Raw genomic sequence first — 26,811 nt, forward strand, 5'->3', positions numbered from 1 at the left:
ACCATTCAGAATTTCTATGCCAGTTTCGCGGCCTCTTAGAATTTATCTTTCCAGGCCCTCAACGCCGCAAAAACCGCACTCCGGGACGGGTTATCCAGGCCATTCCGTTCGTCTACTTTTTGTTTAACGGATGTTTCATCCGTACGCAGGAAAGGGTTGGTCAGTTTCTCCAGGGCGAGAGTCGAGGGCAGGGTCATGATGCCTTGCTCGCGCATCTGCATGACCTTTTCCAGGCGCTGGGCAATGTCCGGATTGACCGGTTCCACCGCCTGGGCAAAGCGCAGGTTGCCGAGGGTGTATTCATGAGTGCAGTAGATCAGGGTGTCGTCCGGCAGCGCCGCGAGGCGGCCCAGGGACTGGTGCATCTGTTCGGCGGTGCCTTCGAACAGTCGGCCGCAACCGGCGGCGAACAGGGTGTCGCCACAGAACAGCAGGCCCCGATGGTAGTAGGCGATATGCCCCAGGGTATGGCCGGGCACCGCCAGCACCTGGAAGTCCCAGCCCAGGAGGGTGACCTGGTCATTGTCATCCAAGGCCACGTCGCGAGCCGGGATCTTTTCCCGGGCCGGCCCGTACACCGTGGCGCCGCTATGCTGTTTCAGGCGCTCGATGCCGCCGACGTGGTCGTGATGATGATGGGTGACCAGGATGTCGCTCAGGCGCCAGTCCGGGTGCTGCTCCAGCCAGGCCAGCACCGGTGCGGCATCCCCGGGATCGACGACGGCGCAACGCTGGCTGCGATGGTCTTGTAACAACCAGATGTAGTTGTCTGTGAAGGCGGGCAGGGCACTGATCTGTATCATCTTCGGATTCGCCAAGCGGAAAACAATGGCGCATCTTAGAACTTCCTGGCGTGTTGGAGAATGCAATGACCGATAAAGCCTTCGCTCAGGCAGATCCCGACTGGCTGGCCCTGATCAGTACCGCCCGGGAGTGGTTGTCCGGCCCCCTGGGGCAATTCCTGCTGGATGAAGAGCGACGCATGCTCGAAGAGGAGCTGGGGCGTTTCTTTGGCGGCTACCTGGTGCATTACGGACCCTCGGCGCAGACTCCGCCGGCAGCGCCCCAGGTCCAGCGCAACGTGCGCCTGGGCGCGCCGCTGCCAGGGGTGGAAATCGTCTGCGAGGAACAGGCCTGGCCCCTGAGCGAGCACGCCGCCGATGTGGTGGTGCTGCAACATGGACTGGATTTCTGCCTGTCGCCCCACGGCCTGCTGCGCGAGGCGGCCAGCAGTGTACGTCCTGGCGGTCATCTGCTGATTGTCGGTATCAACCCCTGGAGTACCTGGGGCTTGCGTCATGTGTTCGCCCATGATGCCTTGCGCCTGGCCCGCTGCATCGCGCCGTCACGGGTTGGCGACTGGCTCAACCTGCTGGGCTTCGCGCTGGAGAAACGCCGCTTCGGGTGCTATCGTCCGCCGCTTGCTTCAGCGGCATGGCAGGCGCGACTGGCCGGCTGGGAGCGTCGGGCCGGGCGCTGGCAACTGTCCGGTGGTGGCTTCTACTTGCTGGTGGCACGCAAGATCGCCGTGGGCCTGCGTCCGGTACGCCAGGTCAGGCGTGAGCCAGTGGGCAAGCTGGTGCCGCTGCCCATGGCCAAGGTCAATCGCCGGAACAGCGAGCCCTGAACCTCTGTTGAAACTCTCTCTTTATATAGACCGGCCGGGCTTGCCCGGCTCTGGTGCTGTCGGCGGTCGCCGGCGGGCCAATGGCAATTTCTGATGGAAGGCGTGGATGAGCGATAGCGTAGAAATCTTTACCGACGGTGCCTGCAAGGGCAATCCCGGCCCGGGCGGCTGGGGTGCGTTGCTGGTGTGCAAGGGGGTCGAGAAGGAGCTCTGGGGCGGTGAGGCCAACACCACCAACAATCGCATGGAGCTGATGGCGGCGATTCGCGGCCTGGAAGAGCTCAAGCGCCAGTGCGATGTACAGCTGGTCACCGACTCGCAGTACGTGATGAAGGGCATCAACGAGTGGATGGCCAACTGGAAGAAGCGTGGCTGGAAAACCGCCGCCAAGGAGCCGGTGAAGAATGCCGACCTGTGGCAGCAGCTCGATGAGCAGGTCAACCGCCACAACGTCACCTGGAAATGGGTGCGTGGCCATACGGGCCACCACGGCAATGAGCGCGCCGACCAGTTGGCCAACCGCGGCGTGGACGAGGTCCGTGGCTACAAGGGTTGAATGCTGCGCTTGAACGCGCCGACCGACGTCGGCGCCCCAGTGCGCAGTCCATGGGTCGGGCGTGCTAAAATCGCGCCCTCTGCCAGATTGAGAACGGACCACTGATGGCCAACAGATCTGTTGTACTCGATACCGAAACCACCGGTATGCCGGTGACCGACGGTCACCGGATCATTGAAATCGGTTGCGTCGAGTTGATCGGTCGGCGCCTGACCGGGCGACACTTCCACGTTTACCTGCAGCCTGATCGCGAGAGTGACGAGGGCGCCATCGGCGTCCACGGCATCACCAACGAATTCCTGGTGGGCAAGCCACGGTTTCCCGAGGTGGCCGACGAGTTCTTCGAGTTCATCCAGGGCGCGCAGCTGATCATCCACAACGCGGCGTTCGACGTTGGCTTCATCAACAACGAGTTTGCCTTGATCGGCCAGCACGAGCGGGCCGACATCACCCAGCACTGCAGCATCCTCGATACCCTGTTGATGGCCCGCGAGCGGCACCCCGGCCAGCGCAACAGCCTCGACGCACTCTGCAAGCGCTATGGCGTCGACAACTCTGGCCGTGAACTGCACGGCGCCTTGCTCGACTCGGAGATCCTGGCCGACGTCTACCTGACGATGACGGGTGGCCAGACCAGCCTGTCCCTGGCAGGCAATGGATCGGATGGCGGGGCAGGCGATGGTTCGGGCAATCGTGCCTCGGAAATTCGACGCTTGGCGAGCGATCGCCAGCGAGGGCGAGTCATCCTGGCCAGCGAAGCGGAACTGGCCGAGCACCAGGCGCGGCTGGAAGCCATCGCCAAGTCAGCCGGCGGCCCGGCACTCTGGACCCAATTGCTCGAAGCCCGGCAGTAAGCCTTTATGGCCCGTGGCCGCTGGCGCGGGAGACGTGGCGGTTTGAGGATGGGAGGGGTTGTCGGGAGAACGCCAGGCAAGCTCCTGTGGTCCTTTTCGCAGCTTCGCCACGGCTCGGCAGCGGCTATTGGTGTGGTTGGGGAGCGGCAATTGTTCCAGTGCGACGTTTTGTTACAGGGTGTCCCTGCCCGGGGTGACACGCAAGCCGTGCAGCTTCTACCCTGAGTTCATTGGCGGGGCTCACCCGTCGCCTCAGGACTTGTCGCCCCCATGTATAAAGACCTGCAGTTTCCAATCCTGATCGTGCACCGTGACATCAAGGCCGATACGGTCGCCGGGGACCGGGTGCGGGGCATCGCCCGGGAGCTGGAGCAGGATGGCTTCAGCATCTTTTCCGCGGTGGACTATGCCGAGGGGCGACTGGTGGCTTCCACCCATCACGGCCTGGCCTGCATGCTGATCGCTGCCGAAGGCGCCGGGGAAAACACCCACCTGCTGCAGAACATGGTGGAGTTGATCCGCCTGGCCCGGGTACGGGCGCCGCTGTTGCCGATCTTCGCCCTGGGTGAACAGGTGACTCTGGAAAACGCTCCCGCGGACGCCATGAGCGAACTCAACCAGCTGCGGGGCATCCTCTACCTGTTCGAAGACACCGTGCCGTTCCTGGCCCGGCAGGTGGCCCGGGCTGCACGCAACTACCTGGACGGCCTGCTGCCCCCTTTTTTCAAGGCCCTGGTGCAACACACCGCGGACTCCAACTATTCCTGGCATACCCCGGGCCACGGCGGTGGCGTGGCCTATCGCAAGAGTCCGGTGGGGCAGGCGTTCCACCAGTTCTTCGGCGAGAACACCCTGCGCTCGGACTTGTCCGTGTCGGTTCCGGAACTGGGTTCGCTGCTGGACCATACCGGCCCCCTGGCGGAGGCCGAGGCCCGGGCAGCACGAAATTTTGGCGCCGACCATACCTTCTTCGTGATCAACGGCACTTCCACGGCCAACAAGATCGTGTGGCACTCCATGGTCGGTCGCGACGACCTGGTGCTGGTGGACCGCAACTGCCACAAGTCGGTGCTGCACTCGATCATCATGACCGGGGCGATTCCCTTGTACCTGTGCCCCGAGCGCAATGAGCTGGGAATCATCGGGCCGATCCCGCTGAGCGAGTTCAGTCCCGAATCGATCCAGGCCAAGATTGAGGCCAACCCGTTGGCCCGTGGCCGGGTGCCGAAGGTCAAGTTGGCGGTGGTCACCAACTCCACCTACGACGGCCTGTGCTACAACGCCGAGTTGATCAAGCTGAGCCTGGGCAACAGTGTCGAGGTGTTGCACTTCGACGAGGCCTGGTATGCCTATGCTGCCTTCCACGAGTTCTTCGCCGGCCGTTATGGCATGGGGACCTCGCGTTCAGCCGATAGCCCGCTGGTGTTCACCACTCACTCCACCCATAAATTGCTTGCGGCCTTCAGCCAGGCCTCGATGATCCACGTGCAGGATGGCGGCGCGCGGCAGCTGGACCGTGACCGCTTCAACGAAGCCTTCATGATGCATATCTCCACCTCGCCGCAGTACAGCATCATCGCCTCGCTGGACGTGGCCTCGGCGATGATGGAAGGACCGGCGGGCCGTTCGCTGCTGCAGGAAATGTTCGACGAGGCCCTGAGCTTTCGCCGTGCCCTGGCCAATCTGCGGCAGCACATCGCTGTCGATGACTGGTGGTTTTCGGTCTGGCAGCCGGAGCGGGTGGAGGGCATCGATCAGGTGCGTACCGTTGATTGGCTGCTGGAGCCCGAGGGCGAATGGCATGGCTTCGCCGGAGTCACTGACGACTACGTGCTGCTGGACCCGATCAAGGTGACTCTGGTGATGCCTGGCCTGACCGCCGGTGGCGCCTTGAGCGAGCACGGAATCCCGGCGGCGGTGGTCAGCAAGTTCCTCTGGGAGCGTGGGCTGGTAGTGGAGAAGACGGGCCTGTATTCATTCCTGGTGCTGTTCTCCATGGGGATCACCAAGGGCAAGTGGAGCACGTTGCTCACTGAGCTGCTGGAGTTCAAGCGCAGCTACGATGCCAATGCGAGCCTGGCCAGCTGCCTGCCCAGCGTTGCCAGCCAGGACCCGCAGCGCTATCAGGGCATGGGCCTGCAGGACCTGTGCGACCAGCTGCATGCTTGTTACCGCAGCAATGCCACCGCCAGGCACCTCAAGCGCATGTACACCGTATTGCCGGAGGTGGCGATGAAACCTGCCGATGCCTACGATCACCTGGTGCGCGGTGATGTCGAGGCGGTTTCCATCGATCGGTTGCAGGGCCGTATCGCCGCGGTGATGCTGGTGCCTTACCCACCGGGTATTCCACTGATCATGCCTGGTGAACGTTTCACCGAGTCGACCCGGTCGATCATCGACTACCTGGCATTCGCCCGGGCCTTCGACAGCAGTTTCCCGGGGTTCGTTGCCGATGTGCACGGCCTGCAACATGAAGACCAGGGCAATGGACGGCACTACACCGTCGATTGCATCAAGGACTGAGGAGCCTACCGCCCATGCAACCAGCTGTTAGCCCGCCCCATCCGGGGCTGGAGATTCGCGTCGCCGACGCGGGGTTCGCGCCCTACATCAACGACAGCGATTTCAGCTTTCAGGTCCGCGCCTATGCCGAGGCCGCGCCCGGAGTGCCGGTGGCGCATTGGCCGGTGCGCCAGGTCACGCCCTATCGCAAGTGCTACGGCATCGACCCGGAGGAGTTCAGCAGCTATCGCAACGCGCCGGACAGCGAGATCTTCATGGCCTATCTCGATGGCCAGCCGGTAGGCCATGTGGTGGTCAGCACCAACTGGAACGGCTATGGGCACATCGATGAACTGGCGGTACATGCCTCGGCGCGGCGTCACGGAGTGGCCAGGAGCTTGCTGGACGTGGCGCAGTTCTGGAGTCGCAAGAAAGGGCTGCCGGGGATGATGCTGGAAACCCAGAACAACAACCTCGGCGCCTGCCGCCTGTACGAACGCTGCGGTTATGTGGTGGGCGGGGTGGATCACCTGCGGTATCGCGGTATCGATCCGCAGACCAGCGAGGTGGCGATCTTCTGGTATCTGCTGTTTGCCCAGGCGCCGGCCGATCGGCTGGCCTAGCCGGCCAGCAATGCCGTGGCCTGCTCGGCCAGTAGCTCCAGGAGGGCGTTGAGCAGGGGCGAGGTGTCGCTGCCCTGGCGACGCAGGGCGTAGAGGGTGACGCCGATGGGCGGTGACAGGGGGCTGATGTCGAGCCCCGAGCCCCGGGCCCCCGCAGCGGTGAACGGGTCGACGATGGCCAGGCCTTCGCCGGCTTCCACCAGGCTGCGCATCATCTGGTAGGTCTGCACCCGTGTCTGGATCACCGGGCTGGGTCGCAGGTTCTGCAGCTTGCTGGCCAGGGCGGCACTCACTGGGTCCTGGCCTTCCAGGCCGACCATGGCCTGGCCGGCCAGGTCCTGCAGGGATACGTATTTGTGCTTGGCCGGCAGCCAGCCGTGGGGAGCCAGCAAGAACAGCTTGCCCTGGGCCAGGGCCTGGCTGTGGATGTCCGGATGTTCAGGGTCATGCAGGCTGATGCCCAGGTCGCAGTGGCGCAACAGCAGGCTGTCGACCATCTCCCGGGTGCCCTGGCACAAGAGGCTGCAGGGGGTGTCGGCAAAACGCCGGCGCAAGGCGGCAATGCATTGGGGCAGGAGTTGCTGGACCAGGGGGGCGGTGCCGACGATGCGCAAAGGCGGTGCATGGTGGAACCTCAAGCTGTCGGCCAGGCGCTGCACCGGCTCAAAGGCGTCATACAGACGATTGATCGCGCCCTGCAGCTCCCGCGCTTCGCGGGTGGCTTGCAGGCGCCCGCGTACGCTGGCAAACAGCATGAAGCCCAACTGGCCTTCGGCATCGCGCAGCAGGGTCTCGACTTCGGCTACCGAGAGTTGCAGCAACTCGGCGGCGGTGCCCAGATGAGCAGTTTGCAGGAGCGCCTGGATCACTTCGATATGACGTAAACGCATGCTTGAAATCCATATCCAGCCGGTTCGGGACACAAGCATCGAATCCTACCCCAAGTCCGTGCCCGGAATCTGTAGCCATTGTCACAGGGGCGGGCCGGTACGCAGCACCCGGCGCAGAGGAGGAGGGGCGTAGGTCAGGGGGTCATGGGGAACTCGGGTTCGCGCACCAGGGTCACGTCCAGCTGGACCAGCAGGAACTTGTCATCGTCGAGCTTGCGTACCCGGTCGCCGATGGCCAGACGGTAGGTGGTCACGGGTTCCGTGCCTTCCACGCCGTCCTGCGAGGGCATGGATTCCTGGAATTCGTGGACGGAATACACCCGTCCCTCGGCATCCCTTGCATGGAATTGTCCAACAAGTACTTCTGCCATCTTTTAGAGCCTCTGGAGATAGAACACGCAAATTCGGTGCTGTAGACCCAAAGGGCAGCGAGGAAGTTTTGCCCCGGTAAAAAAATAATCGGGGTCGCCCGGTGGCGGGGTAGCAGAGTCCACCCCGGCTCATCTATAACTAGCAACTTCCCAAGCCAATGGTTGGAAACTCCAATGAGCAATGTCTACAAGGTTGCAGTACTGGTTGGCAGTTTGAGAAAGCAGTCCCTGAATCGCCAGGTTGCCTTGGCCCTGGCCGAGCTGGCGCCGGCCAATCTCCAGTTGAGCATTGTCGAGATCGGCGACCTGCCGTTCTACAACGAAGACATCGAGGCCACTCCTCCGGCCAGCTATGTCGCGTTCCGCCAGCAGATCGTCGAGGCTGACGCCGTGCTGTTCGTGACCCCCGAGTACAACCGCTCGGTACCGGCAGCCCTGAAAAATGCCATCGACGTCGGTTCGCGCCCCTATGGCAAGAGCTGCTGGAGCGGCAAGCCCGGAGCGGTGATCAGCGTGTCCCCGGGCGCCCTTGGCGGCTTCGGTGCCAACCATCATCTGCGCCAGTCCCTGGTGTTCCTCAACGTGCCCTGCATGCAGCAGCCGGAAGCCTATCTGGGGGGCGCCGGTTCGGCATTCGACGAAGCCGGCAAGCTGTCGGACGCCACGCGACCGTTCCTGCAGGGTTTCATCAACGCCTTCGGCCAGTGGGTCGAGCAACAGAAACGCACCTGAGCTTTCTGCCAGGCCGGCAGTCTTGCGCCCCGAGGGCGCGGCTGCCGCGTGTCACGCCCTGACGGGGCACCCTTCGAGTTGTCGACAATGTGCAGCCCATGCTGATTGCCCTGGCGATTTTCCTGCTGACCATCATCCTGGTGATCTGGCAGCCCGCAGGGTTGGGCGTGGGCTGGAGCGCCCTGGGCGGTGCGCTGCTGGCCTTGCTCTGCGGGACGGTGCAACTCGCCGACATCCCGGTGGTGTGGCAGATCATCTGGAATGCCACCGGCACTTTCGTGGCCCTGATCATCATCAGCCTGTTGCTGGACGAGGCGGGGTTCTTCGCCTGGGCGGCGCTGCATGTGGCGCGCTGGGGGCGGGGGCGGGGCCGCTGGCTGTTCGCCTGGATGGTATTGCTCGGGGCCCTGGTCTCGGCCTTGTTCGCCAACGATGGGGCAGCACTGATCCTGACCCCGATCGTCATCTCCATGCTGCTGGCCCTGCGCTTTTCCCCGGCGGCCACCCTGGCCTTTGTCATGGGGGCCGGGTTCATCGCCGATACGGCGAGCCTGCCACTGGTGGTGTCGAACCTGGTGAACATCGTCTCTGCCGATTTCTTCGGCATCGGATTCAACCGCTATGCCGCGGTGATGCTGCCGGTCAACCTGGTCAGCGTCGCTGCGACCCTGGTGGTGTTGCTGTGGTTCTTTCGCCGGGATCTCCCCGAGGATTACGACCCGCGGCAACTGGCCGAGCCGGCGAGCGCCATCCATGACCGAGCGACCTTCCTGGCCGGCTGGTGGGTGCTGCTGGTCCTCTTGCTGGGCTGCTTCGCCCTGGAGCCCCTGGGCATTCCCATCAGTGCCATTTCGGCGGGGTGTGCGGCCCTGCTGCTGATGGTCGCCGCTCAAGGCCACAGGATTTCCACGCGCAAGGTGCTCAAGGAAGCGCCGTGGCAGATCGTGCTGTTTTCCCTGGGCATGTACCTGGTGGTGTACGGCCTGCGCAACGCCGGGCTCACCACCCAACTGGCCGGCTGGCTCGACGGCTTTGCCTCCGGCGGGGTCTGGGGCGCGGCGCTGGGCACGGGGCTGCTGGCAGCGGGGTTGTCTTCAGTGATGAACAACCTGCCGGCGGTGCTGGTCGGCGCCTTGTCGATCGAGGCCAGCCAGGCCACGGGAGTAGTCAGGGAAGCGATGATCTATGCCAATGTCATCGGCAGCGACCTGGGGCCGAAAATCACCCCCATCGGCAGCCTGGCGACCCTGCTCTGGCTGCATGTGCTGGAGCGCAAGGGTATCCATGTCGGTTGGGGGTACTACTTGCGGGTCGGGATAGTGCTGACGCTGCCGGTGCTGCTGGTGACCCTGGCGGCCCTGGCGTTGCGCCTGATGTTCTGATATTTCGCGTCGCGACTGGCTAGGGCGGTGTCGTGCCCGGCAGGTCGGGCCAGAGATCGGCAACCAGGAACAGGCGCTCCGCCTCGACCCAGTCGCCTTCGGTGCTGGCCTCCAGGCGCACCAGCAGTTGCGCCGGGGCCAGCGGGTCGAGTTCGGCCAGCCATTGTTGCAACTGTGCAGCGCTCCAGGTGTGTTCATCGGGGTAACGGGCCGGCGCCAGCCAGGCATGACGGGGTAGGGGCTGCCAGCGTCCCGCCGGGCGTTGGGCAATGAAGGCCGGCCAGTCGCGCTGGTGCAGCCAGCGCCCGCGCAGATGTTGCGGATGGGCACCTCGGGGCGGTTCGGCGTGGCCCGGCCAGGGATAGAGCAGGTAGCCGCCGAGCCACAGGTAGGCATTGGAGGGACAGACGTCCAGTGCCGCCAGCGCTTCGCGGCTTTCTTCGCGGGCCGAGAGCGGCAGCTGGTGCGCCGCCAGGTGAGCCAGCTTGCGATCCAGTCGATCATGGCAACCAGGCCCCAGCCATTGTGCGCTGTCATTGCCGTCGCCTTGCTGCGGGCCGAGGTAGAGCTTGATCGCCAGTTCCAGATGATGCACGCCGTCGCGGTCGCGCAGCAGCATGTCCAGTTCGCCCAGGGTCTGGCCGGCACGGCGGATCGGCAGGTTGGCCGCCAGCAGCTCCACGCCCGGGGCATGTTGCACGGCGAACTGCCAGAGGTGTTCGTAGTACAGGCCCAGGCGTCGGGTCGGGCTGCGGCTCAGCCACTGGCGCAGCGCGTGGCTGTCCTGGTCCTGGCGGTGCAGCCACTGGGCCAGCGACTGCGGCGCCAGTGCCCAGTCGCTGCCGGCCAGGGGGTGGCGCTGGGGCCAGGGCGTGTCACTGAGCATCGGCGGCGCGAGGATCACCCAGGCGAGATCGCGGACTTCAGGCTGGCGCAACTGGCGGGGAAGGTTGAGCAAATCCGGGAACAGGAGCATGTTGCGAGCATAGACGCAAACCGCCACGGCCTGCGATAAATGCGTGCCGTCCGGGGCTTGCCCAGCCTGTGTGGCTGAAAGGATTTTGTCTGGCGCCGGGTTTCGCCCATAATCCTCGGTTTCGCCTGAACCCAAACCCCGCAGGAGCCCCATGGAGCAATTTCGCAATATCGGCATTATCGGTCGCCTGGGCAGTTCCCAGGTGCTGGACACCATTCGCCGACTGAAAAAGTTTCTGCTCGAACGCCACCTGCACGTGATCCTCGAGGACACCATTGCCGAGGTGCTGCCCGGCCACGGCCTGCAGACGTCCTCGCGCAAGCTGCTGGGCGAGGTCTGCGACCTGGTCATCGTGGTCGGTGGCGACGGCAGCCTGCTCGGCGCTGCGCGGGCCCTGGCGCGGCACAACACTCCAGTGCTCGGCATCAACCGTGGCAGCCTGGGGTTCCTGACCGATATCCGCCCCGACGAGCTGGAGGTGAAGGTCGCCGAGGTGCTTGACGGCCACTACCTGGTGGAAAATCGTTTCCTGCTGCAGGCCGAGGTCCGTCGGCATGCCGAGGCCATCGGCCAGGGCGATGCGCTCAACGACGTGGTGCTGCACCCGGGCAAGTCGACCCGGATGATCGAGTTCGAAATCTACATCGACGGCCAGTTCGTCTGCAGCCAGAAGGCCGACGGCCTGATCGTCGCCACGCCCACCGGCTCCACGGCCTATGCACTGTCTGCCGGTGGTCCGATCATGCATCCCAAGCTCGATGCCATTGTGATCGTGCCGATGTACCCCCATACCTTGTCGGGAAGGCCGATCGTGGTCGACGGCAACAGTGAGCTGAAAATCGTCGTGTCCAAAGATATGCAGATCTATCCGCAAGTCTCCTGTGATGGGCAGAACCACTTCACCTGCGCGCCGGGCGACACCATCACGGTCAGCAAGAAGGCCCAGAAACTGCGCCTGATCCATCCGCTGGACCACAACTACTACGAGGTCTGCCGGACCAAACTCGGCTGGGGCAGCCGGCTGGGCGGTGGAGGCGACTGATGCTCGATCCCGCGCGTAGCTACGACCTGGTCGGTGACGTGCACGGTTGCGCCCTGACCCTCGAACACCTGCTGGACCGGCTCGGTTACCACAAGCAGGGAGGTGTCTGGCGGCATCCGTCGCGCATGGCGGTGTTCCTCGGCGACATCATCGATCGCGGCCCGCGTATCCGCGAGGCCCTGCATATCGTCCACGACATGGTCGAGGCCGGCCAGGCGCTGTGCATCATGGGCAACCATGAGTTCAACGCCCTGGGCTGGAGCACGCCGGCGGCCGAGGGCAGCGGCAAGCAGTTCGTGCGCGAACACACCCCGCGCCATGCCCGGCTGATCCACGAGACCCTGCATCAGTTCGAGCAACATCCGGGCGACTGGCACGATTTTCTCGACTGGTTCTACCAGCTGCCGCTGTTCGTCGACGCCGGCCGCTTCCGGGTGGTCCATGCCTGCTGGGACTCGGCGCTGATTGCGCAGTTGCGCCAGCGTTATCCGAACGGCTGCATCGATCGCCAGTTCCTGCAGGCTTCGGCCATGCCTGACAGCTTCGCCAGCAACGCATTCGACCGCCTGTTGAGGGGCACCGACATGCGCCTGCCCCATGGCCTGACCATGACCAGCGGAGACGGCTTGACCCGCTCGTTCTTCCGCACCAAGTTCTGGGAAGACGACCCGCAGACGTATGGCGATATCGTCTTCCAGCCCGACGCCTTGCCCGAGCCGGTAGCCCGCACGCCGTTGTCCACCGCCGAGAAGAACAGCCTGCTGCGCTACGGCGTCGAGGAACCGATGCTGTTCGTCGGTCACTATTGGCGCAGCGGTACGCCGGCGCCGTTGCGTCCCAACCTGGCCTGCCTGGACTACAGCGCGGTGCTCTACGGCAAGCTCGCGGCCTACCGGCTGGATCAGGAAACCCGCCTGGACCCGAATAAATTTGTCTGGGTCGACGTCGAGCGGCCCGAGGTAGTGCGATGAGTGTGAAAGCCGTCCTGCGCCTGCCCCTGGCCACGGACCTCAGCGGTTTCGTCAAGCTCCTGCAGCGCATGCAGGTGCCCCATCGGGTCAGCGAGGAAGCAGGGGAGCAGGTGTTGTGGGTGCCCGAGTCCATCAGCGAGGATGTGCTGGGGCTTTACCAGCGCTTTCCCCAGGGCGATCCCGAACAGCAACTGGACATTCCCCAGGCTGTCCCCGCGGGTCCGGGCCTGGTCCAGCAACTGCGGCGCAGTCCGGTTACCGCGCTGGTGCTGGCGCTGAGCCTGGCGGTGTGTGGCATCACCTTGCTGGGGGACAACCTGCAGGCGCTGAGCTGGTTCACCTTCCTCGATTTTCGCGTGGCCGGCGACTACATCCAGTTCCGTTCCCTGGCCGATAGCCTGGCGGCGGGGCAGTGGTGGCGCCTGGTGACGCCGATGCTGATCCACTTCGGCATCCTGCACATCGCCATGAACGGCATGTGGTACTGGGAGTTGGGGCGGCGCATCGAGTTGCGCCAGGGCAGCATCAACCTGCTGGGCCTGACCCTGCTGTTCAGCCTGGTGTCCAACTACGCCCAATATTACGTCAGCGGTCCGACCCTGTTCGGCGGTTTGTCCGGAGTGCTCTACGGCCTGCTCGGGCATTGCTGGATCTATCAATGGCTGTCGCCCAACCCGATCTATCGCCTGCCGCGGGGTGTGCTGGTGATGATGCTGGTGTGGCTGCTGCTGTGCCTGTCCGGGCTGGTATCGATGATCGGTTTCGGCGAAATCGCCAATGCCGCCCATGTCGGCGGCTTGCTGGTCGGTTGTCTCACTGGCTTGTTGGGCGGCCTCTACAGCCGCCGTAAAGCAGCCCTTTAAATGCTGGAGTCCTGTATGTCGTCCTTTATCGAAATGATCGAAAACATCACCCCCGATATCTATCGCAGCCTGAAGCTGGCAGTGGAAATCGGTAAATGGTCCGATGGCCGTAAACTCACCGCCGAGCAGCGCGAACTGTCCCTGCAGGCGATGATCGCCTGGGAGATGCAGAACCTGCCCGAGGAAGAGCGCACCGGCTACATGGGCCCGCAGGAGTGCGCGTCCAAGTCTGAAACCGTGCCGAACATCCTGTTCAAGTCGGATGCCATCCATTGATCGAGATCGGCCGCGGTTCCATCAGCAAGATGTCGGCACGCCTTGACGGGCCGAACGTGCAATACGCCTTCCGCCTGGGCGACAGCGAGGTGCCGGTCAATCCGTTGATCGGCAGCCCGCTGCGCCTGGAGTACCTGGGTGCGATCCATTGCAGCCATTGCGGGCGCAAGACCAAGACCAGTTTCAGCCAGGGCTACTGCTATCCATGCATGACCAAGCTGGCGCAGTGCGATATCTGCATCATGAGCCCGGAGCGCTGCCACTATGACGCCGGCACCTGCCGCGAGCCGTCCTGGGGCGAGCAGTTCTGCATGACCGACCATGTGGTCTACCTGGCCAATTCCTCGGGGATCAAGGTCGGTATCACCCGGGCAACCCAGTTGCCGACCCGCTGGCTCGACCAGGGGGCCAGCCAGGCGTTGCCAATCATGCGTGTGTCGACCCGCCAGCAGTCCGGCTTCGTCGAAGACCTGTTCCGTTCCCAGGTGGCCGACAAGACCAACTGGCGTGCCTTGCTCAAGGGTGATGCGCAGCCGGTGGACCTGGTGCAGGTGCGCGAGCAGTTGTTCGAATCCTGCGCCGAGGGCCTGGAGGTCCTGCAGCAGCGTTTCGGCCTACAGGCGATCCAGCCGGTACGGGATATCGAACCCCTGGACATCCGCTACCCGGTCGAGCAGTACCCGGCCAAGATCGTCAGTTTCAACCTGGACAAGAATCCAATCGCCGAAGGCACCCTGCTGGGGATCAAGGGCCAGTACCTGATCTTCGACACCGGCGTGATCAACATTCGCAAGTACACGGCCTACCAGCTGGCCGTGCATCAGTAGAAGGAATTTGCCATGCGCACCGAACAGCCGAAGATGATCTACCTGAAGGACTATCAGGCCCCCGAGTACCTGATCGACGAGACACACCTGACCTTCGAGTTGTTCGAGGACCACAGCCTGGTCCATGCGCAACTGGTGATGCGCCGAAATCCGGCCCGTGGTGCCGGGCTGCCGCCCCTGGTGCTCGATGGCCAGCAACTGGAGCTGCTGTCGGTGAGCCTGTCCGACCAGCTCCTGGGTGCGGCGGACTATCAGCTGGACGACAGCCACCTGACCCTGCACCCGGGCAGCGCCAGCTTCACCGTGGACACCAGCGTGCGGATCCACCCCGAAAGCAATACCGCCCTGGAAGGCCTGTACAAGTCCAGCGGCATGTTCTGCACCCAGTGCGAGGCCGAGGGTTTTCGCAAGATCACCTACTACCTGGACCGCCCAGACGTGATGAGCAAGTTCACCACCACCGTGGTGGCCGAGCAGCACAGCTACCCGGTACTGCTCTCCAACGGCAACCCGATCGCCAGTGGCCCGGGGGAAGACGGCTGGCATTGGGCGACCTGGGAAGACCCGTTCATGAAGCCGGCCTACCTGTTCGCCCTGGTGGCGGGGGACCTGTGGTGCGTCGAGGACACCTTCAGCACCATGAGCGGCCGTGACGTTGCACTGCGTATCTATGTCGAGCCGGAGAACATCGACAAGTGCCAGCACGCCATGACCAGCCTGAAGAAATCCATGCGCTGGGACGAAGAAACCTACGGCCGTGAATACGACCTGGACATCTTCATGATCGTCGCGGTCAACGATTTCAACATGGGCGCCATGGAAAACAAGGGGCTGAACATCTTCAACTCCAGCGCCGTGCTGGCCCGTGCCGAAACCGCCACCGACGCCGCCCACCAGCGGGTCGAGGCCATTGTCGCCCACGAATACTTCCACAACTGGTCGGGCAACCGCGTGACCTGCCGCGACTGGTTCCAGCTGTCGCTCAAGGAAGGTTTCACGGTGTTCCGCGATGCCGGGTTCTCCTCGGACATGAACTCGCGCACGGTCAAGCGCATCCAGGACGTGGCCTACCTGCGCACCCACCAGTTTGCCGAAGACGCCGGCCCCATGGCCCATGCCGTGCGCCCGGAGAGCTTCATCGAGATTTCCAACTTCTACACCCTGACGGTGTATGAGAAGGGCTCGGAAGTGGTAGGCATGATCCACACCCTGCTGGGCGCCGAAGGCTTCCGCAAGGGCAGCGACCTGTACTTCGAACGCCATGATGGCCAGGCCGTGACCTGCGACGATTTCGTCAAGGCCATGGAAGACGCCAATGGCGTCGACCTGACCCAGTTCAAGCGCTGGTACAGCCAGGCTGGCACTCCACGGCTGGCGGTGAGCGAGTCCTACGACGCGGCAGCCAAGATCTACAGCCTGACCTTCCGCCAGAGCTGCCCGCAGACGCCGGACAAGGTGGAAAAGCAGCCGTTCGTGATTCCGGTGGAGCTGGGCCTGCTGGACAGCAAGGGTGCGGCCATCGCCTTGCGTCTTTCCGGCGAAGCCACCGCGCAAGGGACTTCGCGGGTGATCTCGGTGACCGCAGCCGAGCAGACCTTCACCTTCGTCGACGTTGCCGAACAGCCGCTGCCATCGCTGCTGCGCGGTTTCTCGGCGCCGGTGAAGCTGAGCTTCCCCTACAATCGCGACCAGCTGATGTTCCTGATGCAACACGACAGCGACGGCTTCAACCGTTGGGATGCCGGCCAGCAGCTGGCGGTGCAGGTGTTGCAGGAATTGATTGGCCAGCACCAGCAGGGCCAGGCCCTGGCGATGGATCCGCGGCTGGTGACCGCCCTGGGCACCGTGCTGGCGGACGAAAGCCTGGACCAGGCCATGGTCGCCGAAATGCTGTCGTTGCCGGGCGAGGCCTACCTGACCGAGATCAGCGAAGTGGCTGATGTCGACGCCATCCATGCCGCCCGCGAATTCGCTCGCCGGCAACTGGCCGAGCACCTGTTCGATGCCTTGCTCAAGCGTTACCAGGCCAACCGCGAGGTTTCCCGTGCCACCGCCTATGTGGCCGAGTCCGAGCACTTCGCCCGCCGTGCGCTGCAGAACATCGCCTTGTCCTACCTGATGCTCACCCGCAAGCCGGAGGTCCTGGCGGCCGCTATCGAGCAGTTCGACAGCGCCGACAACATGACCGAGCGCCTGACGGCCCTGGCAGTGCTGGTCAACTCGCCGTTCGAGGCCGAGAAGGCACATGCCCTGGCGGTGTTCGCCGAGAACTTCAAGGACAATGCCCTGGTCATGGACCAGTGGTTCAGCGTCCAGGCCGGCAGTCCGTTGCCCGGTGGCCTGGAGCGGGTCAAGGCGTTGATGCAGCATCCGGCGTTCAATATCAAGAATCCGAACAAGGTACGGGCATTGATCGGAGCCTTCGCCGGCCAGAACCTGATCAACTTCCATGCCGCCGATGGCTCGGGCTACCGCTTCCTGGCGGACCTGGTGATCCAGCTCAACGGTTTCAACCCGCAGATCGCCTCCCGGCAACTGGCGCCGCTGACCCGCTGGCGCAAGTACGACAGCGCCCGCCAGGCGCTGATGAAGACCGAGCTGGAGCGCATCCGCGCCTCTGGCGAGCTGTCCAGTGACGTGTTCGAGGTGGTCAGCAAGAGTCTGGCCTGATTCTGCACCAGAGGCGGGCAGGTCCTCGGGCCTGCATCACCTCAAGGCCGGTCTTGCCTGCGGGCAAGCGCCGGCTCTGCCTTTACTCCCTGCCTATCCCCCCTCATGCCCTCGGCATCCGCCGGCCACGACGGCCAGGCGCCTGCCTGTTGCCCTCTATCGATCATTTTGACGAATGCCCGTCCCGGCAAGCCTGGTGTGCGGGGCGGTGGTTAACAAAAGATAACGTGGCGTCGATTGTCAGACGATTCCAAAGCCCGATAGGATAGCCCGCAGCCCAAGGGGCTCTAGATTGCAGGTTTCAGGACGGTCGACGTGATCGGACATGGACCCGCGATGCCCCGCAGGCGCCCTGAGAGGTTGAATGACCTGACAATAATAATGGGGGAATGGTCTATGAGTGAGCCTGTCATGGGTGTGGTTGCTGGCCGCCCGCCGGTGGTGCGTGCAGTCGCATCGTTGGCTGCAGCGCTCTCGCTGTTGGGTGTCGCGACACTGGCGACCCCGGTCCTGGCTGCTGCCGCTGCAGCAGATACTGTGGTCTATTCCATCGAATCGCCCAAGGCGGCGAAAAACCTGATGCTCGATGTGGCCCATGCCGGCAAGCGCCTGGTGGCGGTGGGGGATCGCGGGCATATCCTCTATTCCGACGACCAGGGCGCGACCTGGGCCCAGGCCAAGGTGCCTAGCCGGCAACTGCTGACTTCGGTGTATTTCGTCGATGACAAGCACGGCTGGGCCGTCGGCCACGATGCCCAGATCCTTGCCAGCCAGGACGGCGGCGCCACCTGGAGCAAACAGTTCGAGGACCTCAAGCGTGAGGCGCCGCTGCTGGACGTGTGGTTCAAGGACACCCAGACCGGTTATGCGGTAGGAGCCTATGGGGCCCTGCTGGAGACCACCGACGGTGGCCAGCACTGGGAAGACGCCAGCGATCGCCTGGACAATGAAGACCAGTTCCACCTCAACGCAATTGCCCAGGTCAAGGACTCCGGGCTGTTCATCGTGGGCGAGCAGGGCAGCATGTTCCGCTCTGCCGATGATGGGCAGACCTGGGAGCGTCTCGAAGGCCCTTACGAGGGTTCGCTGTTCGGCGTGATCGGTACCGGCCAGCCCGCGACCCTGCTGGTCTATGGCCTGCGCGGCAATCTCTATCGCTCCACGGACTTTGGCAGCACCTGGGAGCAGGTGCAGCTCAATGCTGCGCGTGGCGCACTGGAGTTCGGCTTGTCCGGGGCCACGGTGCTCGACGACGGTTCGCTGGTGATCGTCGGTAACGGTGGCAGCGTGATCCGCAGTACCGACCAGGGCCAGAGCTTCAGCGTGTTCAATCGTGCGGACCGGATCTCACTGTCGTCGGTGAGCGGTGCCGGCAACGGCAACCTGATCCTTGCCGGGCAGGGTGGTGTACGGGTCGCTGCGACAACGGGCGCTGAACTCGGCAGCAAGTAGGCCGGGCACATAATAAGAAGGTGGGGAATTCCATGAGCAGTCATCACCAGGACAAGGCGAACTTTCTCGAGCGCCTGATTTTCAACAACCGCCCGGCAGTGATCTTCATCTGCTTGCTGGTCAGCGTCTTCCTGTTCTGGCAGGCGACCCTGATCCGGCCATCCACCAGTTTCGAAAAGATGATCCCGCTCAAGCACCCGTTCATCGAGCGGATGATGGAGCACCGCAATGACCTGGCCAACCTGGGCAACACCGTGCGGATCTCGGTGGAGGCCAAGGACGGCGATATCTTCACCCAGGAATACATGGAGACCCTCAGGCAGATCAACGACGAGGTGTTCTACATCCCGGGCGTCGACCGCTCCGGGCTCAAGTCCCTGTGGAGCCCCAGCGTGCGCTGGACCGAGGTCACCGAGGAAGGCTTCGCCGGCGGCGAAGTGATCCCGCAGAGCTACAACGGCTCGGCCGCGAGCCTCGACAAGCTGCGCAACAACGTGCTCAAGTCCGGCCAGGTCGGGCGCCTGGTAGCCAACGATTTCAAGTCCAGCATCGTCGACATCCCCTTGCTGGAGTCCTACCCGGACCCGCAGGACCAGGGCAAGCTGCTGGCCCTGGACTACCAGAAGTTTTCCCACCAGCTGGAAGAGAAGATCCGCGACAAGTTCGAGGCGCAGAACCCCAATGTGAAGATCCACATCGTCGGTTTCGCCAAGAAGGTCGGCGACCTGATCGATGGCCTGATCATGGTGGTGCTGTTCTTTGGCGTGGCCTTCGTCATCACCCTGGTGCTGCTGTACTGGTTCACCTGGTGCATCCGCAGCACCATCGCCGTGCTGGTCACCACCCTGGTGGCGGTGGTCTGGCAACTGGGGCTGATGCACGCCATCGGTTTTGGCCTGGACCCGTACTCGATGCTGGTGCCGTTCCTGATCTTCGCCATCGGCATTTCCCATGGCGTGCAGAAGATCAACGGCATCGCCCTGCAGTCCAGTGATGCCGACAACGCGCTGACCGCGGCGCGACGCACCTTCCGCCAGCTGTTCCTGCCGGGCATGATCGCGATCCTGGCCGATGCCGTGGGTTTCATAACGCTGTTGATCATCGATATCGGAGTGATCCGCGAACTGGCCATCGGCGCTTCCATCGGCGTGGCGGTGATCGTGTTCACCAACCTGATCCTGCTACCGGTGGCGATTTCCTATGTCGGTATCAGCAAGCGCGCGGTCGAGCGCAGCAAGAAGGACGCCAGCCGCGAGCATCCGTTCTGGCGCCTGCTGTCCAACTTTGCCAGCCCTAAGGTGGCTCCTATCTCTATCGCCCTGGCCTTGGTGGCCTTTGGCGGTGGCCTCTGGTACAGCCAGAACCTGAAGATCGGCGACCTTGACCAGGGCGCTCCGGAGCTGCGTCCCGACTCGCGTTACAACAAGGACAACAACTTCATCATCAGCAACTACTCCACCAGTTCCGATGTGCTGGTGGTAATGGTCAAGACCGCTGCCGAAGGCTGCTCGCGCTACGAAGCCATGGCCCCGATCGACGAGCTGATGTGGAAGATGCAGAACACCGAGGGCGTGCAGTCGGCGATTTCCCTGGTGACTGTGTCCAAGCAGATGATCAAGGGCATGAACGAGGGCAACCTGAAATGGGAAACCCTGTCACGCAACCCTGATGTGCTGAACAACTCCATCGCCCGCGCCGATGGCCTCTACAACAACAACTGCTCCCTGGCGCCGGTGCTGGTGTTCCTCAACGACCACAAGGCCGAGACCCTCGATCGCGCGGTGCATGCGGTGCAGGAGTTCGCCAGGGAAAACAACCACGATGGCCTGGAGTTCATCCTCGCCGCAGGTAACGCCGGGATCGAGGCGGCCACCAACGAGGTGATCAAGACTTCGGAACTGACCATCCTGATCCTGGTGTACATCTGCGTGGCGGCCATGTGCATGATCACCTTCCGTTCCTGGGCGGCGACCTTGTGCATCGTTCTGCCGCTGGTGCTGACCTCGGTACTGGGCAACGCACTGATGGCCTTCATGGGCATTGGCGTCAAGGTGGCCACGCTGCCGGTGGTGGCGTTGGGGGTGGGTATCGGCGTGGACTACGGTATCTACATCTACAGTCGCCTGGAGAGTTTCCTGCGCGCCGGCTTGCCATTGCAGGAGGCCTACTACCAGACCCTGCGTTCCACCGGCAAGGCGGTGCTGTTCACCGGTTTGTGCCTGGCGATCGGTGTGTGCACGTGGATCTTCTCGGCCATCAAGTTCCAGGCCGACATGGGCCTGATGCTGACCTTCATGCTGTTGTGGAACATGTTCGGCGCGTTGTGGCTCCTGCCGGCGCTGGCACGATTCCTGATCCGTCCCGAAAAGCTGGCAGGGCAGAAGGGCAACTCGCTGTTCGCCCACTGATCGTCGGCCAGTCCCGCAGCCGCGCCCCTTTGGGGGCGCGGCTTTTTCATGGGTGCACAATCAGGTTTAGGGCAGGCGTAATACTGGCCCGACCGGCCCACGCCAATCGGCTATCATTGCGCCTTTCCAACTGATGATTGATCGCTATGACCGCTGCTACCGACACCTTGCTCAACGCCCTCCAGGCCTGCGACATGCTGGAAATCGACGGCCTGCATGCCTTCGATTTCAGCCTCGACGACCAGCAGTTGCTGATCGAATGCATGGACGGGCGCGCCGCCAAGCGCTGGAGTTTCACCCTGGCCCAGGTGCAGGCCGCGACTTTCGATCCGCAATTGCAGAGCTGGGTCCTGCAAGGGGACGGCGGCGAGCACCGCCTGGTGTGCATGAGCGCGTTCAGTGCCCGTGACGAAGAGGAAGATGACCATGAAGATGCGTAATGTCTGGCCGCTGCTGATTGCCGGCAGCGTCGGTGCCATGGCGGTGCAGGCCGCGCCCGTGGAGACCCAGGAACTGCTGGTGGGGTCCTACACCCAGGGCCAGAGCCAGGGGTTGTACCGCCTGCGTTTCAACGAGCGCACCGGGCAGATCGATTCCAAGCCGCTGCAGGTGGTCAAGAGCTCCAACCCGTCCTGGCTGACCCTGTCCAAGGATCAGAAGTTCGTCTTTGCGGTGAACGAGAATAGCCCGGGGCAGGCCGACCCCATCGGCCGGGTCAGCAGCTATAGCCTGGCCCCCAAGACCCGCCAGCTGAACCTGATCAACCAGGTGCAGAGCCAGGGCAACGAGCCGACCCACTCCAGCCTGAGCGCCGATGGCAGCTACCTGTTCGTCAGCAACTATTCGGTGGATGTGGACCCGGGCGGCAGCCTGGCAGTGGTTCCGGTCAGCGCCGATGGCCATCTTTCGCCCGTGGTGCAACTGAGCAGCCATCCGGCCAGCCGGGTCGATCCGGAGCGCCAACAGTCGGCCCACGTGCATTCCTCGGTGTCGTCGCCGGACGGCAAGTTCCTGTTCGCCAACGACCTGGGGGCGGACAAGATCTTCGTCTACCACTACGACCCCAAGGCCAATCCGGAACATCCGCTGCGTGCAGCCGACCCGGCCTTCGTCCAGTTGCCACCGGGCAGCGGGCCGCGTCACTTGCTGTTCAGCGCTGATGGCAAGCATGCCTACCTGACCCTGGAAATGAGCGCCCAGGTGGCGGTGTTCGATTACCAGGACGGCAAGCTGACTCAACGCCAGATCCTCGACCTGGCGGCCAACGCCGGCAAGGAGAAGAAGGCCGCCGGGGCCCTGCATGCCTCCAAGGATGGCCAGTACCTGTACGTGAGCAATCGTGGCACCGCCAACCAGTTGCTGGTGTTCGCCATCGACCCGGCCAACGGCCAGCTCAAGGAAATCCAGCGCCGCTCCGTGGAGGGTGACCATCCACGGGAGTTCAGCCTCGACCCGAGCAATCGTTACGTGTTGATCGGCAACCAGAAGAGCAACCAGATCGTGGTGATCGAGCGTGACGCCAAGACCGGTTTCCTGGGCAAGACCGTGCAGAAACTGCCGTTCGATGCGCCGAGCGATATCAAGTTCCTGGTGCGTCAATAAGCCGCAGGCCCCGGCATCCGGGGCCTGACGCTTTCTATTAATGACGCTGATAGTGGCTACTGCCGCAAAGAATTTTTTCCCGCCAACCCTCGAGAGTAAGTTTGCTCCACAGCCCACACGGGCAGGCAAGCCAACCGAATACGAGGGTTACCCGCATGAATTTCAATCTCTTTTCCGTGATCGCAGCCTCCGCCATTTCCGCCAGCGTGGTACTGCCTGCTGGTGCCAGTGTGGAAATCAGCCGCAAGCAATCCGGCACTACTACCTACACACAGAAGTACCTGCAGCAAAGCGCCAACTTCTATGCCGCGCTGGATCACAAGACCCACAGCTGAAACGCCCCCAGACTCCCCGTATGCAGGAGCGACATCACTGATGCAGTGATGTCGCTCCTGCATACCTGTTTGCGACCAGATCCTTGGCCCGGCAAATTTTGCTTGGTAGTGTCATATGGCCATGTGTTTAAATTTGACGCTGAATTATTGACTCTTTCCCGAGCAAGGATCGATAGCATGGTGATGCGTCTGACCGTGGTTCTGCTGTTGCTCTATTCCAGTCCCATCCTGTCTTCCGCTCAGCCGGTGGAAGGCGAGCCCGAAACCTCCCGCGAACGCCTGAGCAGCCTGCTGCAAGACTGAAAGCCTCGGCCGTGGCCGTAATGCCGTTCAGTTAAGGAAATGGTAGGAGCGAGGCTTGCCCGCGATGGACTTCAGAGCGCTACGTTTATCCAGTAGACACGCGCTAACGTTAACGACCATCGCGAGCAATCGAGCGTCGACCGGCTGCTCCTACAGGGGATCACCTCGCTTAACTGAACAGCATTACGGCCGCAGCCGCAGGTTCCGATGCCCGTCACGTAGTCATCAGCCCAGGGCGAACGCCACCGCCGCCTGGGCGTGCAGCACCGTGGTGTCGAGCAGGGGTACTGGACTGTGCTCGGGTTTTAGCAGCAGGCCGATTTCGGTGCAGCCCAGGATCACCGCCTGCGCGCCACGGGCCTTAAGCGACTGGATGACGCGCTGGTACAGCCGGCGTGAATCGTCGCGAATAATCCCCACGCACAACTCCTCATAGATGATGCGATGCACCGCCTGGCGTTCCTCGGCATCCGGAACCAGCACTTGCAGGCCCTGGTCGACCAGGCGTTGCTTGAGAAAATCCTGTTCCATGGTGAAGGCGGTGCCCAGCAAGCCGACCTTCAGGTGGCCTGCTGCCAATGCCGCCTGGGCAGTGGGGTCGGCAATGTGCAGGAAGGGCAGGACCGTCGCCGCCTGGATCGGTGCGGCCACCTTGTGCATGGTGTTGGTGCAGAGCACCAGGCATTCGGCGCCGCCGGCCTCCAGGCGCCGGGCGGCATCCACCAGGATCGCCGCTGCCGCGTCCCAGTCGCCGGCGTGCTGGGCCTGTTCGACAGGCCCGAAGTCGACGCTGTACATTAGCAACCGGGCCGAACGCAGGGCGCCCAGGTGGTCACGAACCTGCTGGTTGATCAGGCGATAGTATTCGGCGCTGGATTCCCAGCTCATGCCGCCGATCAGGCCGATGGTGCGCATCTGCAACTCCTTGGTCGTGTTGGATGCTGCTGAGTCTGGCGTCGCCACCACTGGTGATCTATCAGGAAATTTCACATGCCCCAATTGTTCGAACATCGCTTGCTGGGCGGGCGATTGGTGCTGCAATTGCTGCCCGCCGCAGCCTACAGCGCTCGCGACCCGGTGCAGTGGCAAACCCTGGGGGTGGCCCTGGAGCGTCAGCGCGGCGTGCATGCCATCGACTCCGACCGGCGCGAGGATTTCGACACCTGGCCCGGAACCCTGGCCCTGACGCCCAAGGGTATCGAGGTGTTTTCCGAATCTGGCGAAGGTGGCGAGTACCTGCTCGCCCGTTGGCAGGACTCATTGGCGCCACTGGCCTGCCAGCGTCGCCTGCAAAGCCTGGGGCATGCCCAGGCCCTGGCCCTGGGAAGGGAAGCCCGGCGGTTGCTGCTGGCCCCGCAGACCGACGAGTTGGCCCTGGAGCAATGTGCCCTGGCCTTTATCGGTTTGCCCTGGGGGCCGGCCACCACACCGCCCGCCGGGGATCTGGGGCGGGTGCTGCAACAGATGGCCGATGAATACGCCAGGCCGTTGTCCCTGATGCAACTGGCCGCGACCTATGGCCATCACGAATTGCGCTTGCTGCGCGATTTTCGTCGCGCCGTGGGCATGACTCCCCATGCCTGGCTCACCGAGATCCGCCTGCAGGCCGCCCGGCGTCTGCTGGAACACAGCGACCTGGCCCTGGCCGTCATCGCCCTGGAGTGCGGTTTTGCCCACCAGTCGCACCTGGGGAGTGCCTTGCGCAAGCATCTGGGGCTGACCCCGCGTGAATATCGCCAAAGGTTCCAGCGGCGCGGGCGGTGATGCCTACATCTCCAGGTTGATCCACCCCGGCTTGGCTTCCTCCGGGGCCACGGCATTGACTTTCTTGCCGGTGGCGGCTTCCACCCGGCGCGCGACTTCCGGATCGTCGGCAAAGGGGATCAGGCTGGCCTCGTCCAGGCTCTTGGCGCTTTGATGACGTAGGCAGTACTCGATGCAGAGGTAGAGAAACACCACCCCCAGCAGGTTGAACAGAATGTCCATGACGGTCTTGCTCCCTGGAATGAAAACGCCGGCTCGGGGCCGGCGTCTGGAGGCGGATCAGGCGATCCGGGCTTCACTCAGCGCCAGCCGGGTATCAGCCACGCGCACGGTGCGCCAGGTGTTGTAGGCCATCAGCAGCATGCCGCTGAGGAAGAACACGCCACCAGCGAAACGCACCACGAAGCCTGGATGACTGGCCACCAGGCCCTCGACGAAGGAGTAGGTGAGGGTGCCGTCCTCGTTGACTGCACGCCACATCAGGCCCTGGGTGATGCCGTTGACCCACATCGAGGCGATGTACAGCACGGTGCCGATGGTAGCCAGCCAGAAGTGCAGGTTGATCAACGGCACGCTGTGCATCTGCTCGCGGCCAAAAACCTTGGGCACCATGTGGTAGATGGCGCCGAAGGTGATCATGGCCACCCAGCCCAGAGCGCCGGCATGCACGTGGCCGATTGTCCAGTCGGTGTAGTGGGATAGGGCGTTGACGGTCTTGATCGCCATCATCGGGCCTTCGAAGGTCGACATGCCGTAGAACGCCAGGGACAGCACCAGGAAGCGCAGGATCGGGTCGGTGCGCAATTTATGCCAGGCACCCGAGAGCGTCATCATGCCGTTGATCATGCCGCCCCAGCTTGGCGCCAGGAGGATCAGCGACATGGCCATGCCCAGCGACTGCGCCCAGTCCGGCAGTGCGGTGTAGTGAAGGTGGTGCGGGCCGGCCCAGATGTACAGGGTGATCAGCGCCCAGAAGTGCACGATGGACAGGCGATAGGAGTAGACCGGGCGTCCCACTTGCTTGGGCACGAAGTAGTACATCATCCCCAGGAAACCGGTAGTCAGGAAGAAGCCCACGGCGTTGTGGCCGTACCACCACTGGACCATGGCATCGGTGGCTCCGGAATACACCGGGTAGGACTTGAACCAGTCCACCGGGATCGACAGGTGGTTGACCACGTGGAGCATGGCGATCACCAGGATGAAGGCGCCGAAGAACCAGTTGCCGACATAGATGTGCTGGCTCTTGCGCTGCACCACGGTGGTGAAGAACACGATCCCGTAGACCACCCAGACCACCGCCATCCACACCGCGCCGGCGAATTCGATCTCGGCGTATTCCTTGGTGGTGGTGTAGCCCAGGGGCAGGGTGACCAGCATGATCACGATCACCGATTGCCAGCCCCAGAAGGTGAAGGCGGCCAGGGTGTCGGAGTACAGCCGTACCTGGCAGGTGCGCTGGACCGCGTAGTAGCTAGCGGCGAACTGTGCGCTGCCGGCGAAACCGAAGATCACCAGGCTGGTGTGCAGCGGCCGCAGGCGGCCGAAGGTGGTCCAGGGCAGGTCGAGGTTCAGTTCCGGCCACACCAGTTGCGAGGCGATCCACACCCCCATGGCCATGCCGATCACACCCCATACCACTGTTGCGACGACGAATTGGCGAACCACCTTGTAGTTGTAGGCCTGTCCGATTGTTGCTGAGTTCATGGTCAATGCTTCCACGGTTGCAAAGTCTTGCCAGGCCACCCGGTCTGGCACGGGGTGCACTGTAGGAACCATGGG

The 26,811-nt window shown here is 63.4% G+C and carries 27 protein-coding genes; 20 read left to right on the forward strand and 7 right to left on the reverse strand.

Annotated features, from left to right (window positions below):
* Positions 1–35 precede the first annotated feature (35 nt).
* A complete protein-coding gene (gene gloB, locus LGQ10_RS02295; protein WP_058434865.1) occupies positions 36–803 on the reverse strand; it encodes a hydroxyacylglutathione hydrolase in 768 nt (255 codons plus the stop codon).
* Positions 804–868: 65 nt separating this feature from the next.
* Here gloB and LGQ10_RS02300 point away from each other — a divergent pair, with 65 nt between their 5' ends.
* The 5 genes from LGQ10_RS02300 (at position 869) to LGQ10_RS02320 (ending at position 6,165) form a co-directional block, all read left to right on the forward strand.
* Positions 869–1,627, forward strand: a complete 759-nt coding sequence (locus LGQ10_RS02300) for a methyltransferase domain-containing protein (RefSeq protein ID WP_226524552.1) — start codon at positions 869–871, stop codon at positions 1,625–1,627.
* A 106-nt stretch (positions 1,628–1,733) separates the two neighbouring features.
* Complete coding sequence (gene rnhA, locus LGQ10_RS02305) at positions 1,734–2,183, forward strand: ribonuclease HI (RefSeq protein ID WP_058434862.1); 450 nt, start codon at positions 1,734–1,736, stop codon at positions 2,181–2,183.
* Between the two features lie 104 nt (positions 2,184–2,287).
* Positions 2,288–3,037 carry a DNA polymerase III subunit epsilon gene (dnaQ, locus tag LGQ10_RS02310; protein ID WP_058434863.1) on the forward strand — a complete coding sequence of 250 codons (750 nt, stop codon included), beginning with the start codon at positions 2,288–2,290 and terminating at the stop codon, positions 3,035–3,037.
* Between the two features lie 270 nt (positions 3,038–3,307).
* Positions 3,308–5,563 carry an arginine/lysine/ornithine decarboxylase gene (locus LGQ10_RS02315; protein ID WP_226524553.1) on the forward strand — a complete coding sequence of 752 codons (2,256 nt, stop codon included), beginning with the start codon at positions 3,308–3,310 and terminating at the stop codon, positions 5,561–5,563.
* 14 nt (positions 5,564–5,577) lie between these two features.
* A complete protein-coding gene (locus LGQ10_RS02320) occupies positions 5,578–6,165 on the forward strand; it encodes a GNAT family N-acetyltransferase (protein ID WP_226524554.1) in 588 nt (195 codons plus the stop codon).
* Here the strand turns inward: LGQ10_RS02320 and LGQ10_RS02325 are convergent.
* A complete protein-coding gene (locus LGQ10_RS02325; RefSeq protein WP_226524555.1) occupies positions 6,162–7,055 on the reverse strand; it encodes a LysR family transcriptional regulator in 894 nt (297 codons plus the stop codon). The two genes, LGQ10_RS02320 and LGQ10_RS02325, sit on opposite strands and share 4 nt — an antisense overlap.
* 134 nt (positions 7,056–7,189) lie before the next feature.
* Positions 7,190–7,426, reverse strand: coding sequence for a hypothetical protein (locus LGQ10_RS02330; RefSeq protein WP_226524556.1), 237 nt, complete (start codon positions 7,424–7,426; stop codon positions 7,190–7,192).
* Positions 7,427–7,600: 174 nt separating this feature from the next.
* Here LGQ10_RS02330 and LGQ10_RS02335 point away from each other — a divergent pair, with 174 nt between their 5' ends.
* A complete protein-coding gene (locus tag LGQ10_RS02335) occupies positions 7,601–8,158 on the forward strand; it encodes an NADPH-dependent FMN reductase (RefSeq protein ID WP_226524557.1) in 558 nt (185 codons plus the stop codon).
* Between the two features lie 98 nt (positions 8,159–8,256).
* Positions 8,257–9,540, forward strand: a complete 1,284-nt coding sequence (locus LGQ10_RS02340) for an arsenic transporter (protein ID WP_226524558.1) — start codon at positions 8,257–8,259, stop codon at positions 9,538–9,540.
* 19 nt (positions 9,541–9,559) lie between these two features.
* Here LGQ10_RS02340 and LGQ10_RS02345 read toward each other — a convergent pair whose 3' ends face one another.
* Positions 9,560–10,516: a DUF1853 family protein gene (locus LGQ10_RS02345; RefSeq protein ID WP_226524559.1), complete on the reverse strand. Its 957-nt coding sequence runs from the start codon at positions 10,514–10,516 to the stop codon at positions 9,560–9,562.
* 151 nt (positions 10,517–10,667) lie between these two features.
* Here LGQ10_RS02345 and LGQ10_RS02350 point away from each other — a divergent pair, with 151 nt between their 5' ends.
* The 12 genes from LGQ10_RS02350 (at position 10,668) to LGQ10_RS31330 (ending at position 23,265) form a co-directional block, all read left to right on the forward strand.
* On the forward strand, positions 10,668–11,558 hold the full coding sequence (locus LGQ10_RS02350) for an NAD(+) kinase (protein WP_058434382.1): 891 nt from the start codon (positions 10,668–10,670) through the stop codon (positions 11,556–11,558).
* Complete coding sequence (locus LGQ10_RS02355) at positions 11,555–12,529, forward strand: metallophosphoesterase (RefSeq protein WP_226526074.1); 975 nt, start codon at positions 11,555–11,557, stop codon at positions 12,527–12,529. Before LGQ10_RS02350 ends, LGQ10_RS02355 begins: the two co-directional genes overlap by 4 nt.
* Positions 12,526–13,392, forward strand: coding sequence for a rhomboid family intramembrane serine protease (locus LGQ10_RS02360; protein WP_226524560.1), 867 nt, complete (start codon positions 12,526–12,528; stop codon positions 13,390–13,392). Before LGQ10_RS02355 ends, LGQ10_RS02360 begins: the two co-directional genes overlap by 4 nt.
* Positions 13,393–13,407: 15 nt before the next feature.
* Positions 13,408–13,668: a YeaC family protein gene (locus LGQ10_RS02365; protein WP_058434379.1), complete on the forward strand. Its 261-nt coding sequence runs from the start codon at positions 13,408–13,410 to the stop codon at positions 13,666–13,668.
* On the forward strand, positions 13,665–14,495 hold the full coding sequence (locus LGQ10_RS02370) for a DUF2797 domain-containing protein (RefSeq protein WP_058434378.1): 831 nt from the start codon (positions 13,665–13,667) through the stop codon (positions 14,493–14,495). Before LGQ10_RS02365 ends, LGQ10_RS02370 begins: the two co-directional genes overlap by 4 nt.
* A gap of 12 nt (positions 14,496–14,507) precedes the next feature.
* Positions 14,508–17,165 carry an aminopeptidase N gene (pepN, locus tag LGQ10_RS02375; protein ID WP_226524561.1) on the forward strand — a complete coding sequence of 886 codons (2,658 nt, stop codon included), beginning with the start codon at positions 14,508–14,510 and terminating at the stop codon, positions 17,163–17,165.
* 396 nt (positions 17,166–17,561) lie between these two features.
* Positions 17,562–18,617: a WD40/YVTN/BNR-like repeat-containing protein gene (locus tag LGQ10_RS02380; RefSeq protein WP_058438861.1), complete on the forward strand. Its 1,056-nt coding sequence runs from the start codon at positions 17,562–17,564 to the stop codon at positions 18,615–18,617.
* A gap of 32 nt (positions 18,618–18,649) precedes the next feature.
* Entirely contained in the window at positions 18,650–21,025 is a 2,376-nt protein-coding gene (locus LGQ10_RS02385; protein ID WP_226524562.1) for an efflux RND transporter permease subunit, read from the forward strand.
* A 146-nt stretch (positions 21,026–21,171) separates the two neighbouring features.
* On the forward strand, positions 21,172–21,465 hold the full coding sequence (locus LGQ10_RS02390; RefSeq protein WP_226524563.1) for a DUF5629 family protein: 294 nt from the start codon (positions 21,172–21,174) through the stop codon (positions 21,463–21,465).
* A complete protein-coding gene (locus LGQ10_RS02395) occupies positions 21,452–22,627 on the forward strand; it encodes a lactonase family protein (protein ID WP_226524564.1) in 1,176 nt (391 codons plus the stop codon). The genes LGQ10_RS02390 and LGQ10_RS02395 overlap by 14 nt, the downstream gene beginning before the upstream one ends.
* A gap of 155 nt (positions 22,628–22,782) precedes the next feature.
* A complete protein-coding gene (locus LGQ10_RS02400; protein WP_058437262.1) occupies positions 22,783–22,962 on the forward strand; it encodes a hypothetical protein in 180 nt (59 codons plus the stop codon).
* A gap of 177 nt (positions 22,963–23,139) precedes the next feature.
* Positions 23,140–23,265: a hypothetical protein gene (locus tag LGQ10_RS31330; protein ID WP_264194087.1), complete on the forward strand. Its 126-nt coding sequence runs from the start codon at positions 23,140–23,142 to the stop codon at positions 23,263–23,265.
* A 225-nt stretch (positions 23,266–23,490) separates the two neighbouring features.
* On the opposite strand, the gene LGQ10_RS02405 is transcribed toward LGQ10_RS31330, so the two are convergent.
* A complete protein-coding gene (locus LGQ10_RS02405) occupies positions 23,491–24,180 on the reverse strand; it encodes an aspartate/glutamate racemase family protein (protein ID WP_226524565.1) in 690 nt (229 codons plus the stop codon).
* A 75-nt stretch (positions 24,181–24,255) separates the two neighbouring features.
* On the opposite strand from LGQ10_RS02405, the gene LGQ10_RS02410 reads away from it, so the two are divergent.
* Positions 24,256–25,029 (forward strand): helix-turn-helix domain-containing protein, encoded by a 774-nt coding sequence (locus tag LGQ10_RS02410; protein WP_226524566.1) that lies wholly within the window; start codon positions 24,256–24,258, stop codon positions 25,027–25,029.
* Positions 25,030–25,032: 3 nt separating this feature from the next.
* On the opposite strand, the gene LGQ10_RS02415 is transcribed toward LGQ10_RS02410, so the two are convergent.
* Together LGQ10_RS02415 and ccoN are read right to left on the reverse strand one after the other, a co-directional pair.
* Positions 25,033–25,251 carry a cbb3-type cytochrome c oxidase subunit 3 gene (locus LGQ10_RS02415; protein WP_226524567.1) on the reverse strand — a complete coding sequence of 73 codons (219 nt, stop codon included), beginning with the start codon at positions 25,249–25,251 and terminating at the stop codon, positions 25,033–25,035.
* A gap of 57 nt (positions 25,252–25,308) precedes the next feature.
* Positions 25,309–26,736 carry a cytochrome-c oxidase, cbb3-type subunit I gene (gene ccoN / locus LGQ10_RS02420; RefSeq protein WP_226524568.1) on the reverse strand — a complete coding sequence of 476 codons (1,428 nt, stop codon included), beginning with the start codon at positions 26,734–26,736 and terminating at the stop codon, positions 25,309–25,311.
* Positions 26,737–26,811 lie beyond the last annotated feature (75 nt).

It is taken from the genome of Pseudomonas sp. L5B5, from assembly GCF_020520285.1.
GTDB lineage: Bacteria > Pseudomonadota > Gammaproteobacteria > Pseudomonadales > Pseudomonadaceae > Aquipseudomonas.